This is a genomic window from Pontibacter sp. H249, assembly GCF_037892465.1.
GTDB lineage: Bacteria > Bacteroidota > Bacteroidia > Cytophagales > Hymenobacteraceae > Pontibacter.
In genome coordinates this window covers 98,743-112,838 of sequence record NZ_JBBKTR010000017.1, presented here as the reverse complement: position 1 = coordinate 112,838, position 14,096 = coordinate 98,743, and the positions used below count along the sequence as shown (strand labels likewise).

The following is a 14,096-nucleotide window of genomic DNA, read 5'->3' as shown; positions in this document are numbered from 1 at the left end:
CTCAAAAGAAAGAGGTTCAGCTTTTCTTGCTGAACCTCTTTCTTTTACTATTCCCTTTTGTATATACTATACAAGACTCACAGCATTCCTTTTTAATGTACTCTTCCTATCTGGCCCTACTGATACTATTGTAATTGGAACCTGTAGATGCTCTTCCACAAATGCAAGGTAATTTCTAAATGCTTCAGGCAATTGATCTACAGAATCGATTTTATTTAGGTCTACTTTCCAGCCTGGCAATTCTGTATAGATAGGCTCAACGTTACCCTCTTCTAAAGAATGAGGTACTTTATCAGTTACTTCTCCTGATGGGAGCCTATAATGAGTACATACACTTATAGTATCGAACTCTGTTAAGACATCCGCCTTCATCATGTTCAGTTGCGTTACACCATTAAGCATTATAGAATACTTAAGGCTAGGTAAATCTACCCACCCACAACGGCGCGGCCGACCTGTAGTAGAACCGAACTCCCTACCAGCTTGTCTTATTTGCTCTCCTACTTCATCATTGAGTTCTGTTGGGAAGGGTCCGCTTCCTACACGAGTGCAGTAAGCTTTAAATATACCATATACTTCTCCTATATACTTAGGAGCTACTCCCAAACCTGTACATGCACCGGCTACTAATGTAGTCGATGAGGTCACAAATGGATAAGTTCCGAAATCAACATCTAGTAATGAACCCTGTGCACCTTCAGCAAGAATTTTCTTTCCGGCCTGCAATGCTTCATTGATCATATACTCACTGTCAACAAGGTTTAGTGAGCGTAGGTAGTCTACAGAGTCAAAGAACGCCTGCTCCTGTTCGCCCAGCTCTAACTGCTGACCATAAAACTCTACAGTTTTCCTATGGCGCTCTACTAGTTTATTATATCTATCCTGAAAGTCATCAGCCAATATATCACCGACACGCAATCCAACTCTACCTATTTTGTCTTGGTAAGTTGGGCCAATGCCTTTTAGAGTAGAGCCGATTTTACCGCTACCCAATGCCTCTTCAGATACTCTGTCAAGTACTTTATGAGATGGCAGGATTAAGGCAGCTTTTTTAGAGATATACAAGTTTTTAGCAGCATCTACACCTCTGTCAGTCAATTTCTGCATCTCAGTACGGAAAACAATAGGATCCAGCACTACGCCGTTACCTATAATGTTTTTGATGTGCGGATGAAAAATACCAGAAGGGATCTGATGTAATACGTGCTTTGTACCTTCAAACTCTAACGTGTGACCTGCATTTGGTCCGCCCTGAAAACGGGCAACTATGTCATAGGTTGGTGCAAGTACGTCGACGATTTTCCCTTTTCCTTCGTCGCCCCACTGCAAACCTATTAATATATCAACTGCCATTATGGTTTTAGTAAATTGATTCCTTTAAGAATTGAGCCGCAAAGTTATCGTTTTCTGCGATAGTAAAAATTGCGTTTAGCTTTGTAACGATTAGTAGCTTGCGAATATGATTGGACGGCTTGATAAGCACGAGTTCACCGCCACGGTTCCGGAACTTTGTAAGTAAGGAAACCAGCACTCCCATGCCGCTGCTGTCCATGAAGCGAACACTAGATAAATCTACTGCGCAAAGCAGCACATTCCCATCCTGCTGTTTATCGGTATCTTCAATCATTAACTGAGTATCAGTGCCAGCGATTAGGTCACCTTCCAGTCTTATAAATAAGATATCATCCTTCAGCTCTATCTGATACTTCATATTGCTTTTCTTCTGTAGCCTTTTTTGCACGGCAATCGCCGCAGATACCGTATAAATTCAGGGAGTGATGCAAGATATGAAAATTTAGCAGTTCACCCACCATTGTCTGGATCTGGTGCACGCGCGGATCGCAAAACTCCACCACTTTATGACACTCGGTGCAGATGACGTGGTCGTGCTGACGATAGCCATATGACTTTTCATACTGCGCCAGGTTTCGGCCAAACTGATGCTTGCTTACCAAGTCATTCTCCACCAGCAGGTCTAATGTGTTGTAAACTGTGGCTCGGCTAACCTGATAATTTTTGTTTTTCATACTTATATAAAGCGACTCCACATCAAAGTGCCCGTCGCGCGAGTAAATCTCCTCTAATATGGCGTACCGCTCAGGAGTTTTGCGCAGGCTCTTGCTCTCTAAGTATGCTGTAAAGATCTTCTTTACTTCTTCAAATTTATTTTGATTTAATGCCATGTCTTTATTTATACTATATACTATAGTGTACTTCTTCTTAATCGAATCTCTCTACTGTTAGTACACCGTTTACTTTACCCATGCGTTGCATTAACCTCTCCAGATGGCTGGTATCATTTACGAACACCATGATATTTCCTTCAAAAATTCCATCGTTGGAATCTATGGTTATAGAACGCATATTTACTTTTAAGCTATTTGAGATGATACGGGTTAAATCATTTACAAGTCCTACCCTGTCTGTACCCTTTATCCGAATACCAGCCAGAAAAGCCAATTCTTTCTGGTCGGTCCATTTAGCCTTGATAATCCGGTTGCCATAGTTCGACATTAACTCTATGCCGCGCTGGCAGTTGGTACGGTGTATTTCAATACCATCATCCTCCGTCTGGAAACCAAACACATCATCACCGGGAATCGGATTACAGCAGGAGGCCACTCTATACTCCATATTAGAAGTGTTCTCTCCTATCACCAGCATATCGGAGTTTACGCCTCTAATCTTCTGCACCTCTTTATCAAAAGATTTTGGCTCCAACATTGAGTTACCTTTATCAGACGATGCTGTAAAGATAACTTCTTTGATGTTCTTTATATCTATATGACCCGTAGCAATACGGTAATGCAGGTCCTGAAGCGATGGCACATTAAAGAAAGCCATCAGTTTGTTCATGCTAGCCTGCGTATCCTGAACATTTAGTTGCTCCAGGCGGCGATCGAGCATAATCTTACCTTGCTCAGCACGATTCTTACGCTCTTCACGCAATGCTTCCTTAATTCTAGAACGAGCCTTAGAAGTAACTACATACTGCAGCCATTCTTCATTGGGCTTCTGCTTTTGCGAGGTAAGTATCTCAACTTGGTCTCCGTTTTTCAGGCGATAGCTCAGGGGCACCAGTTTTTGATTTACTTTAGCGCCCAAGCACTGCAACCCTATTTGGCTGTGAATCTCAAATGCGAAATCTAATGCTGTGGCTTTATCGGGAAGTATAATCAGCTCACCTTTAGGCGTAAACACAAACACCTCTTCCACGAACAGGTTTTTGCGGAACTCATCCATGAACTCAAGTGCATTGGCAGTGTTACTTTCCAGCATGTCGCGCACCTTATTAATCCACATCTCTAAGCCAGACTCACCACCTTGCGAGCTATCGGTTTTATACTTCCAATGGGCAGCGTAGCCACGTTCGGCGATCTCATCCATACGCTTGGTGCGGATCTGTACCTCCACCCATTGCCCCGACTTACTCATTACTGTAGTATGCAGCGATTCGTAGCCATTTGCCTTAGGCGTATTCACCCAGTCGCGCAGGCGGTCAGGGTTTGGTTGGTAGAAGTCTGTTATAATAGAGTATACTTGCCAGCAGGCAGCCTTCTCGTTCTCCAGCGGCACGTCAAGTATAATGCGTATGGCAAAAAGGTCGTAAATCTCATCAAAGGTGATGTTCTGCTTCTTTATCTTTTTAAGGATAGAGTAAATAGATTTAGGCCGGCCTTTGATGTTAAACTTAAAGCCATACTTTCTAAGCTCCTCTTCTATCGGGGAAATAAAATCTTTAATAAACTTGCCCCGTGCGCTGCGTGTCTGCCTGATCTTATTGGAGATATCCTTATATGTTTCGGTATCTGTATACTTCAAGTATAAATCTTCCAACTCCGACTTAATGGCATATAGACCCAAACGGTGTGCAAGCGGCGCGTACAGGTACATTGTTTCCGATGCAATCTTCAACTGTTTGTGGCGCGGCATACTATCCAGCGTACGCATGTTGTGTAGGCGATCGGCTAGTTTAATAAGTATAACTCGTACATCGTCGCTAAGGGTAAGCAACATCTTACGGAAGTTCTCCGCCTGCTGCGACGAACCATAATCAAAAACACCGGAAATCTTAGTTAACCCTTCTATAATGCGTGCCACACTAGGCCCAAACTCACGCTCTACATCCGCAATTTCCATGTCGGTGTCTTCCACCACATCGTGTAAAAGAGCAGCAACAATAGAAGTGGTCCCCAGACCTATCTCTTCAACGGCTATCTGGGCTACAGCTAAAGGGTGATATATATAGGGTTCACCGGACTTACGACGCATATCCTTATGCGCCTCCACAGAAGTATTAAAGGCTTTCTTAATTATTTTGGCGTCGTTGTCCTTTAAAAAGGGCTTAGCATACCTTAATAATCTCCTGTAATACCTTAAAATTTCTTTGCGTTCTGCCTCCGGATCAATTGTTGTAACCATATGTTGTAATCAAAGTAAGCAATTAGCTTTGGGTGACAAAATGCTTACTATTAAGTATAAGTGGGTAGTGCCTGTTTAAGTTTCAAATATATCTCAAATATAATTGATTCTACACTGCAATCAATAACCTCCTGTGTTAAAGGCAGTATGAGTAGTTTTATATATCTAGCAGAAAAAATATTTTAAAAATTTTTGCAGCAGGTATTGCAGTTTAAAATTCCTTGCTTACCTTTGCATCACAATAACAAACAAGCACACTTCAAGCGGATGTGGCGAAATTGGTAGACGCACTAGACTTAGGATCTAGCGCTGCGAGGCATGGGGGTTCGAGTCCCTCCATCCGCACAAAACATAAACCCTCAACAGCCATGTTGGGGGTTTGTTATTAGTAGATATTTCAAAATTAAAACTTTATACAGCCTTGAATATTACATTAAACCAAACCGACAGCACTAACGCGCAACTGAAGGTAGTACTGGAAGAGGCCGATTACGCTTCAAAGGTAGATCAGCAGGTTAAAGAGTATAGCAAAAAAGCACAAATCAAGGGTTTCAGACCTGGTAAAGTGCCTGCCGGTCTTGTAAAGAAAATGTATGGCAAGAGCATCCTTGTAGAGCAAATCAATAAGCTTCTGCAGGAAGAAATCTCAAAGTACATTAAAGACAATGATGTTAAGCTTCTGGGCGAGCCACTTCCTGAGCCAAACCAGGCTGATATCGATTGGGATAACCAGAAAGACTTTGAATTTAATTATGCAGTAGGTTTACTTCCTGACTTTAACCTTCCGCTGGATAAAAGCGTAGAGGGTTACGCAATCGAGGTTGACCAGAAAACAATTGATGAGGCTTACGAAAACCTGAAGCGCCAGTTCGGCAAAACAGTAAACCCTGAGACATCTGAAGAAGGTGATTTTATCTCTGGTGAGCTGAAGCAGATAGACGGTGAGTTCCAGTCTAAAACGCTTATCCCTACTACTCGCGTAGTAGAAGGAAAAGAGCAATTTGTTGGTGTTAAAGAAGGCGATGTTATCAAATTTGATATCCGTAAAGCTTTTGGCGACGACAATGCAGCACTTGCACACGTAACTGGTTTAAGCAAAGAAGTTGTAGCTGACCTGAATGGTGAGTTCGAATTTACAGTTGATAAAATCAACCGTACAGAATCTGCTGAGCTTAACCAAGAACTTTTCGATAAGCTTTTCGGTAAAGACGAAGTAAAAACTGAAGAAGAGTTTGACGCTAAGATCCGTGAGACGATCAAGGAAAACTATGAGCGTGAGGCTGACAACCTATTGTATCGCAACATTATCGATACCATGGTTGATAATGTTAATGTAGAAATTCCAACTGAGTTCTTCAAGCGTTGGATCCAGGTTACGAACGAAGGCAAATTAACTGCTGAGCAGATCGAAGAGAACTTTGATAAGTATGTTCGTGAACTGAAGTGGTCTATGATCAAGAACAAGATTGTTGAGCAGAACGAGCTGAAAGTATCAAACGAAGAAGTAGTAAACGCTACGAAAGAGAAGATGCTTGCTCAGTTCAACATGCCAGAGATTCCTGAGGAGTTAATGGAGAGCATGAACAACTATGCTAACCAGTATCTGCAGCAGGACAATGGCCGTAACTACATTAACGAGTACGAGCAATTACTAGCCGAGAAGGTGCTAGCTAAACTTAAAGAACAATTAACTGTTGTTGAAAAAACAGTTAGTGCTGAGGACTTCAGAAACATGTCGTTTGAATAAGACGATTAAAAAACTATATTAAAAAAAGGTCCTTTTTTAAGGACCTTTTTTTATTTTTGAGAAAACCGTAAACCTAAACAAGATGATGTTTAACAAAGACGAGTTCCGCAAATTTGCTGTAAAGGGCCAAGGCATGAGCGGCCTGGGCGTAGATCAATATATAAGCCACGTAGAAGGCAGGGCTATGCATACTATAGAAAGTATGACCCGCTCTGTGATTGAGGAAAGACCAACTAACTTCCGTGAGATTGACGTATTTTCTCGCCTGATCATGGACCGTATTATTTTCCTTGGCACACAAGTAGATGACTTTATTGCCAATATTATCACAGCTCAGTTGCTGTTCCTGGAGTCGGCAGATGCGAAGAAAGATATCCTGCTTTACATTAATAGCCCGGGAGGCTCGGTTTATGCAGGTCTTGGTATTTATGACACGATGCAGTATGTAAGCCCGGATGTGGCTACTATCTGTACTGGTCTAGCCGCCTCTATGGGTGCGGTATTGCTGGCTGGCGGTGCTGCTAACAAGCGTTCTGCGCTGCCACACTCACGCATCATGATCCACCAGCCAATGGGTGGCGCGCAAGGCCAGGCTTCTGATATCGAGATCACAGCACGCGAGATCCTGAAACTAAAGAAAGAGCTTTATGAAATTCTGGCTCAACACTCAGGCAAAACCTACCAAGAAGTATACGATAACTCTGATCGTGACTACTGGATGAAAGCCGATGAAGCTAAAGAATATGGCTTGATTGATGAAGTGCTGATACGTAAGACCAGCTAAGTAAAAGCTAACAAATGCATACTTTATGAAACCCGCTTCGTAAACAGGAGCGGGTTTTTATTTGCCGTTTAGTATCTATTTGAGTATACTTATGTACTGAAATTTGCTATAACGTTAAAATTTTTAAAAAATTATCAACAGAGGTCTGTGGATACTCTTATCTTACAAACCGCTAATTACAAGGAGTTTACAGCAAAATTAAAAAATATATATTTTAAAATTTAACCCAGTTTTTTGGGATTATAGAAATATTTGCATTAAAACATTTATGCAAGTATAAATTTCCAATTTTGTACCTTTGTTTTCTTCCAGTACCTGGAGGAAAATATTTTTGGATCAATCGTTTCGTATGGCAGAGATTACTTGCTCATTTTGCGGCAAAAACAAGAAAGATGTATCGGTGATGATATCCGGTATCAATGCTCACATTTGTGACCGTTGTATTGGACAGGCACAGCAGATTTTGAACGAGGAGAATAAGATACGCGCGAACAGCCGCACTCCAAAATTCAACCTGATGAAGCCGAAGGAGATGAAGACTTATCTTGATCAGTTTGTAGTTGGCCAGGACGAGGCGAAGAAGGTAATGTCGGTGGCAGTTTATAACCACTATAAGCGCCTGATGCAGCCTACAGAAAACGACGATGTGGTGATCGAAAAGTCCAACATCATTATGGTGGGTGAAACTGGTACTGGTAAAACGTATCTTGCCCGAATGATGGCCGGTATACTTCAGGTGCCTTTTTGTATTGCTGATGCTACTGTACTTACAGAAGCCGGTTATGTAGGCGAAGACGTAGAAAGTATACTTACCCGCCTGTTGCAGGCCGCTGACTATAATGTAGAGGCGGCAGAACGTGGTATTGTATACATTGATGAGATTGACAAGATTGCCCGTAAAAGCGATAACCCGTCTATAACCCGCGACGTGAGTGGTGAGGGTGTACAGCAGGCACTACTTAAACTGTTAGAAGGTACTGTAGTTAACGTACCGCCGCAAGGTGGCCGTAAGCACCCGGAGCAGAAAATGATCACGGTAAATACAGAGAACATCCTGTTTATTTGCGGTGGCGCTTTTGTAGGTATTGATAGATTAATTAAAAACCGCTTGAACACCCGCCCTATTGGTTTCTCTAAATCTAAATTGGACGAGGTAGAAGAGAACGAGAACTTCCTGAAGTATATCACAGCACAAGACCTAAAGAATTTTGGTTTGATACCAGAGCTAATTGGTCGACTGCCGGTAACAACACACTTAAATCCACTGGATAAAGAAACACTTCGACTTATCTTGTTAGAGCCTAAGAACTCTATCGTGAAGCAGTACAAGCGCCTATTCGAAATGGAGAACATCAACCTTAGCTTTGATGACAGCGCATTAGATTACATTGTAGAAAAAGCTGCAGAGTATAAGCTTGGAGCACGTGGTTTACGTTCTATCTGCGAAGGCATCATGACAGATGCTATGTTTGAATTGCCATCAGAAGAAGGTACTAAAGAATTGGTAATTACAGGCGACTACGCTCGAGAGAAATTTGAAAAATCTACGCTGAAGCAACTTAAAGTAGCGTAACCAAAGTATAAAGTATAAAAGCAGAAGCCCCGGTTAGTCTAACCGGGGCTTCTGCTTTTATGGTATCAGGATAATTTATTCAAGCTCAGCGTCCAAGTCTTCATCAACAAAGGGAATAGCTCGGGAGGCGTTAATCAGTAAAATTGAAATTACAATGCTAGTTAGCCCTAAAGCGATAAATATAGATTTCATAGTAGCCTGAGGTTTGCGTTAAGTTTATACCTGTAAATAACAGGAAGCATTTTACTATACGGATATAGCTAACTGTAGAGTTGCCCCAAAATAAAAGCAGGCGCCATCGACTATAATAGTCATGGCGCCTGCTTTTGTTCATGAGAACCTAAGTTATACTTTCTCTTGCTTCAGATATCCCACCATTAACTCAGCGGCACGCTCAGCAGTACGGTAATCACCAATTTTCTTTCTCACCAGTTCATATCCATCCAACTGCTTCTTCAGGAAGTACTTATCAAATAATACTTGTTTTAGCTCTGCCACAATTCTCTTAGGCGTAAAGTCATCTTGTATAAGTTCAGTAACTACAGACTTATCAGCAATCAAATTTACCAAAGAGATATAAGGTACTTTGATTACCATTTTACCAATAAAGTATGAAATGGCACTGGTTTTATAACACACCACCTGCGGCACATTAAATAAAGCTGTTTCTAAGGTAGCAGTTCCAGATGTTACCAAGGCTGCCTTTGAGTGCGCCAGCAGGTCGTAAGTCTGGTCATAGATGATCTTGATGTTTGGATCTTTGTTGTACTGCTCGTAGTACTCTTTAGAAAAGTTAGACACACCTGCCACTATAAACTGGTAATCGCGGAAAGATGGCAGCACACTCAGCATCACATCCAGCATGTTCTCGATCTCCTGCTTACGGCTACCCGGAAGTATAGCAATAATAGGCTTGTTGTGGTAAACCTTGTTTTTTGCACGAAAATCAGAAACAGCCACATGGTCTGTAACAGAATCGTTTACAGGATTGCCAACATAATCTACTTTATAATCAAAACGGCCGTAAAACTCCTCTTCAAAAGGCATGATCACAAACATGCGGTCCACTACCTTTTTAATCTTATGCACGCGCCCCTGGTTCCAAGCCCAAATTTTTGGAGAGATGTAGTAGAAAACCTTTAAGTTCTGCCTTTTAGCGAATTTAGCAATCCGCATGTTAAAGCCGGCATAGTCTACTAATATTACTACATCGGGTTGCCATACTTTGATATCTGCTTTACACTCTTTCAGGAAACCCAAAATCTTGCGAAGACTTTTAAATACTTCGGCAAAACCCATGAAAGCCATTTCCTGGTAGTGGCGCACCAGGTCCATGCCGGCTGCCTGCATCATGTCGCCACCCCAACCACGTATCTGTGCATTAGGGTCCTGCAGGCGCAATTGTTTAATTAAATTTGAGGCATGTAAGTCACCGGATCGCTCACCAGCTATAATGTAATATTTCATGCAGTCCGTGTACTTTCTGGGCTACCTGTAAAGGCAAAAAAATTGTAAAAAGGATAATATGAGAAGTGGTTACTCCTCGCCGAAATACTCTACGTAGTTACGCGGTGTTTCGTATAGTTTCAGGCTGTGCAATTTAGCTCTGCCTCCTGTAATCTCAGAGATGCGCGGCTCCAGAATTTTCCAGAACTCGATGGTCAGGTTTTCGGTGCTGGCTAGTTTTCCTTCCATAAATGGGACATCCATGTTCAGGTTCTTGTGGTCTACCTTTTTTATGATGTGCTCACGGATAAGTGTGCTCAGCTGCTTCAGGTCAATTACAAAACCCGTGTCAGCGTCTGGCTTGCCTTTTACAGTAGTAATAAGCTCAAAATTATGGCCATGCCAGTTAACGTTGGCACAAGGGCCGAACACTTCTTTATTCTTCGCCAGCGACCAATTTGGGTTATACAGCTTATGGGCTGCATTAAAGTGCTCTAACCTGCTTACGTAAATCATTTAACCTCTAAAATTGTAATTCTTTTTGAACAGCAAATATACGAAGAAAGGAACACCAAAGAACGAAGTAATGATTCCAATTGGCAGACCCGCCGGCGGATAAATTACACGAGACAATAAATCGCAAAAAAGCATAAAAAATCCACCTATAAACGCGCAAAAAAGTAGGTTACTTCTACCTGTTGTACCCATTACGGCACGCGTTACATGCGGTATGATTAACCCAACAAAACCAACAGGTCCAGACGTGGCCACAGCAAAACCGGTAACCACCGATACCACGCCCATAATCACCCATCTAGTTTGCGCAACCTTAACCCCTATTGCCTGCGCACGCTCCGAGCCAAGCAGAAGTATGTTTAGCTGCTTCTGGTAAAACAGGAAAAACAACAACGCCAGCATTATGGTAACAGCTGGGTATGCCACCAGCTGCCATGTTGCTCGCTCAAAGCTCCCCATAGACCAGAAGATAACAGATTTCAGTTTACCCTCTGAGTCTGATAAAAATGTAAGCATGCCTACCATGGCTGTACAAAGTGAGCTTAAGGCAATACCTGCCAGTAACATCTGGCTCGGGATGAGTTGGCGTTTGCGGTAGCCAAGTATAACTACAACCAGCGTTACAAGAAATGCTCCAGCAAAGGCAAACACGGATGGCAAGTATAAACCAGCTATACTTACAGGCACAAAACCAAAGAAAACGATAACTGCACCCAAAGATGCCCCAGAAGCAGTTCCCAGTAAGTATGGATCTGCCAAACCGTTATTAACCATTGCCTGCATCAGGTATCCGCAAAAGGCAAGCGAAGCACCTACTACCAAAGCCAGCAACAGGCGCGGCAAGCGAAGATGAAGTATGGCAAAATGTGTGGTGTTGTTAGGATCGTAATTAAAGAATGCATCCCAAACAGTAAAAGCATTGGCCTCGAAAGATCCTACCTGCAAACCCAACGCCAACACTACCACAATCAGCAGCAAGGCAAGTATAAAGTATAATGCTTTCCCCCTCATGGATATAGGAAACTTTCTAACTCTCTAAGCGACTCCACCACACGCGGCCCCGGTCTCGACTGCAGGTTATCGGTTGGGTCGTAGATGCGGTTATTCTGGTAAGCATTGATTTTACGCAGCTCAGGATAAAGCCCGAAAAACTCGTTTTCTAGTTTCTCTTTAGATCCTCCTATCAACACATCCGGGTTAAGCTTTAGAATGTATTCGCGGGTAAGCGCGGGGTAGGGCTGTTCGAAAACCTCTTTAACCGCATTCTCAGCTCCTAAAATTTTGAGCTTATCTGTAAAAATGGTGTTCTGACCGTACACGTAAATCGGATCTTTCCAGGTGATGGCTAATACCTGCTGTGGCTGCTGTACATTTTTATACTTTTGAGCTATACTTTGCACCTCTTTTCGAAGCGAATCCGCGAGTATCTTACCTTGTGCCTCTCTACCCATAATTGTAGCGATTTCTTCTAAGCCAATAAAGATATCTTCTATAGTTCTATATTTCTGGTAATACACTGGTACGCCTAACCCCCCTAACCTTTCAGCTACATCCAGTGGCGTAATGCCCTCTACAGTAAAAATCAGGTCAGGCTTCAGCAAAAGGATTTGCTCATAATCTACAGGATAATTACTTACTACAGGTTTAGAAGAGACAGCAGCAGGGTAATCATCGTTTGGTGTTCTGGCAATGATAGTACTGGTATCAAGCACAGCATACAACATTTCCGTCATCGACGAAGCTAGCGAGAACACACGGTTTGGCTGACCATTCAGTTCTAGCTTTCTACCTAGGTCATCTTTTAGTATAATCTTTTCTGTATCCGCATCTTTAGTCGTATTACTACTGCAGCCACTAACCAGCAAAAGTATAAAAGCAGAGATACAAAGTATGATTAGGCTGTAAAGTATATTGCGTGTTGGTGCCAAAGTATAGGTGCGAGTTACCAAGGTTGCGTAGTTTATTTTTGTAAATTTAGCGCAAATTTCGATACAGGCTTAAATATAAACTTATGATAGTAGTAACCGGCGCAGCAGGCTTTATCGCCAGCTGCCTAGTAAGCAGGCTAAACCAAGCCAACTTTAACGATATAGTGGTAGTAGACAACTTTTCGGTAGCTAAAAAAGAAGGCAACCTGAAAGGCAAAAAGATAAAAGAATATGTAGACCGCGATGGCTTTTTTGAGTGGCTCGATGAGAACTACGAAGAAGTAGAATTTATCTTTCACTTGGGGGCACGTACTGACACTACTGAGTTTAACAAAGATGTGTTTGACTTGCTTAATCTGAACTACTCCAAAAAAGTATGGAATGCCTGCTGCGAGTATCAGATTCCGTTAGTGTATGCATCTTCGGCGGCAACGTATGGTTCCGGCACGTTAGGCTACGACGACGATGAGGCTACCATTCCCCTTTTAAAACCATTGAACCCTTACGGCGATTCTAAGAACGATTTCGATATCTGGGCACTAGATCAAACTGCCAAGCCTTTCTTTTGGGCCGGACTAAAGTTCTTCAACGTGTATGGCCCTAACGAGTACCACAAAGGCAAAATGGCCTCTGTTATTTTTCATGCTTACAACCAGATTAAAGAAAAAGGCAGCATGAAGCTGTTCCGCTCACACCACCCGGATTTTGCCGACGGCGAGCAGATGCGTGACTTTGTATATGTAAAGGATGTGGTAGAAGTGTGTATGTTCCTGATGCATCATCGCAAAAACTCCGGTATCTACAACTTAGGCTCCGGTAAGGCCCGCACTTTTATGGCTTTGGCACTTAATACCTTCGAAGCAATGGGTGTAGAACCTAACATCGACTTTATGGATACCCCAGAGAATTTGCGCGATAACTACCAGTATTTTACTGAAGCCAACATGAGCAAGCTTCGCTCTATCGGTTATGATAAGCCTTTTTATACTTTAGAGGAAGGCGTTAAGGACTACGTACAGAACTACTTAATGGAGAACAACTATTATTAGTATGCTATACTCATGTTTATCAGGGTGTAGTTAGTTATTCTCTCATTATGCATATCAAAGGACAAGTATAGGTTTTAAACCTAGCTTGCTCTTTTCATCAAATACAGTATCTTAAAGTTCTCATTATAACAACGCCACATTTATACTTATGAAATATATTTTCGCTGTTGCCATACTTTGCTGCATTGGTTTTGCCGCTAATGCTCAAACCCAAAACCCAAGCTACAACAAAACACTCGCCGATTCTCTGGGAGCTGATGACTATGGCATGAAACAGTATGTGCTGGCTATACTTAAAACGGGAAGTAACACTACAACTGATAAAGAGAAGCTAAATTCATACTTCCGCGGGCACATGGATAATATTAACAGACTCGTAAAAGAAGGGAAGTTAATTGTAGCAGGTCCTTTAGGAAAGAATGATAATGCCTATCGTGGCATTTTTATACTTGATGTCAAAACTGTAGAAGAAGCCCAAAAACTTGTAGAAACTGATCCGGCTGTTAAGGCTAAAATATTTGATGTAGAGCTTTACCCATGGTATGGTTCTGCTGCGTTGCCAATGTACTTACCGGCTAGTAATAAAATAGCAAAGATGAAGCCTTAATCAGTGATTAAAAGGATTTTGATT

13 protein-coding genes and 1 tRNA gene are annotated in these 14,096 nt (G+C 42.1%); 6 read left to right on the top strand and 8 right to left on the bottom strand.

From position 1 onward, the window contains the following. Positions 1–66 precede the first annotated feature (66 nt). From WG943_RS18135 to WG943_RS18120, 4 genes are read right to left on the bottom strand one after another with little or no spacing between them, the layout of a single operon-like run. On the bottom strand, positions 67–1,353 hold the full coding sequence (locus tag WG943_RS18135; RefSeq protein WP_340411171.1) for an adenylosuccinate synthase: 1,287 nt from the start codon (positions 1,351–1,353) through the stop codon (positions 67–69). 7 nt (positions 1,354–1,360) lie between these two features. Beyond that, entirely contained in the window at positions 1,361–1,711 is a 351-nt protein-coding gene (locus WG943_RS18130) for an STAS domain-containing protein (RefSeq protein ID WP_340411169.1), read from the bottom strand. Beyond that, positions 1,683–2,183 (bottom strand): Fur family transcriptional regulator, encoded by a 501-nt coding sequence (locus WG943_RS18125; RefSeq protein WP_340411168.1) that lies wholly within the window; start codon positions 2,181–2,183, stop codon positions 1,683–1,685. Before WG943_RS18125 ends, WG943_RS18130 begins: the two co-directional genes overlap by 29 nt. 37 nt (positions 2,184–2,220) lie before the next feature. Next, entirely contained in the window at positions 2,221–4,422 is a 2,202-nt protein-coding gene (locus WG943_RS18120; RefSeq protein WP_340411167.1) for a RelA/SpoT family protein, read from the bottom strand. A 263-nt stretch (positions 4,423–4,685) separates the two neighbouring features. On the opposite strand from WG943_RS18120, the gene WG943_RS18115 reads away from it, so the two are divergent. The 4 genes from WG943_RS18115 (at position 4,686) to clpX (ending at position 8,526) form a co-directional block, all read left to right on the top strand. Further along, positions 4,686–4,767, top strand: a tRNA-Leu gene (locus tag WG943_RS18115). Positions 4,768–4,843: 76 nt separating this feature from the next. After that, positions 4,844–6,169, top strand: coding sequence for a trigger factor (gene tig, locus WG943_RS18110; protein WP_340411166.1), 1,326 nt, complete (start codon positions 4,844–4,846; stop codon positions 6,167–6,169). An 85-nt stretch (positions 6,170–6,254) separates the two neighbouring features. Then, positions 6,255–6,953 carry a ClpP family protease gene (locus WG943_RS18105; RefSeq protein ID WP_340411175.1) on the top strand — a complete coding sequence of 233 codons (699 nt, stop codon included), beginning with the start codon at positions 6,255–6,257 and terminating at the stop codon, positions 6,951–6,953. A gap of 349 nt (positions 6,954–7,302) precedes the next feature. Next, on the top strand, positions 7,303–8,526 hold the full coding sequence (clpX, locus tag WG943_RS18100; protein WP_340411164.1) for an ATP-dependent Clp protease ATP-binding subunit ClpX: 1,224 nt from the start codon (positions 7,303–7,305) through the stop codon (positions 8,524–8,526). 345 nt (positions 8,527–8,871) lie between these two features. Here clpX and lpxB read toward each other — a convergent pair whose 3' ends face one another. The 4 genes from lpxB to WG943_RS18080 all read right to left on the bottom strand — a co-directional run bounded on the left by lpxB (position 8,872) and on the right by WG943_RS18080 (position 12,437). Further along, positions 8,872–9,993 (bottom strand): lipid-A-disaccharide synthase, encoded by a 1,122-nt coding sequence (lpxB, locus tag WG943_RS18095; protein WP_340411162.1) that lies wholly within the window; start codon positions 9,991–9,993, stop codon positions 8,872–8,874. A 69-nt stretch (positions 9,994–10,062) separates the two neighbouring features. After that, positions 10,063–10,488, bottom strand: a complete 426-nt coding sequence (locus WG943_RS18090; RefSeq protein ID WP_340411161.1) for a 6-pyruvoyl trahydropterin synthase family protein — start codon at positions 10,486–10,488, stop codon at positions 10,063–10,065. Continuing rightward, positions 10,489–11,499 (bottom strand): FecCD family ABC transporter permease, encoded by a 1,011-nt coding sequence (locus WG943_RS18085; protein WP_340411159.1) that lies wholly within the window; start codon positions 11,497–11,499, stop codon positions 10,489–10,491. It lies immediately after the preceding gene. Continuing rightward, on the bottom strand, positions 11,496–12,437 hold the full coding sequence (locus WG943_RS18080; RefSeq protein ID WP_340411157.1) for an ABC transporter substrate-binding protein: 942 nt from the start codon (positions 12,435–12,437) through the stop codon (positions 11,496–11,498). The genes WG943_RS18085 and WG943_RS18080 overlap by 4 nt, the downstream gene beginning before the upstream one ends. 62 nt (positions 12,438–12,499) lie before the next feature. Here WG943_RS18080 and rfaD point away from each other — a divergent pair, with 62 nt between their 5' ends. Then, positions 12,500–13,465 carry an ADP-glyceromanno-heptose 6-epimerase gene (gene rfaD / locus WG943_RS18075; RefSeq protein WP_340411155.1) on the top strand — a complete coding sequence of 322 codons (966 nt, stop codon included), beginning with the start codon at positions 12,500–12,502 and terminating at the stop codon, positions 13,463–13,465. Positions 13,466–13,613: 148 nt separating this feature from the next. Beyond that, positions 13,614–14,072 carry a YciI family protein gene (locus tag WG943_RS18070; protein ID WP_340411154.1) on the top strand — a complete coding sequence of 153 codons (459 nt, stop codon included), beginning with the start codon at positions 13,614–13,616 and terminating at the stop codon, positions 14,070–14,072. The last annotated feature ends 24 nt before the right edge of the window (positions 14,073–14,096 follow it).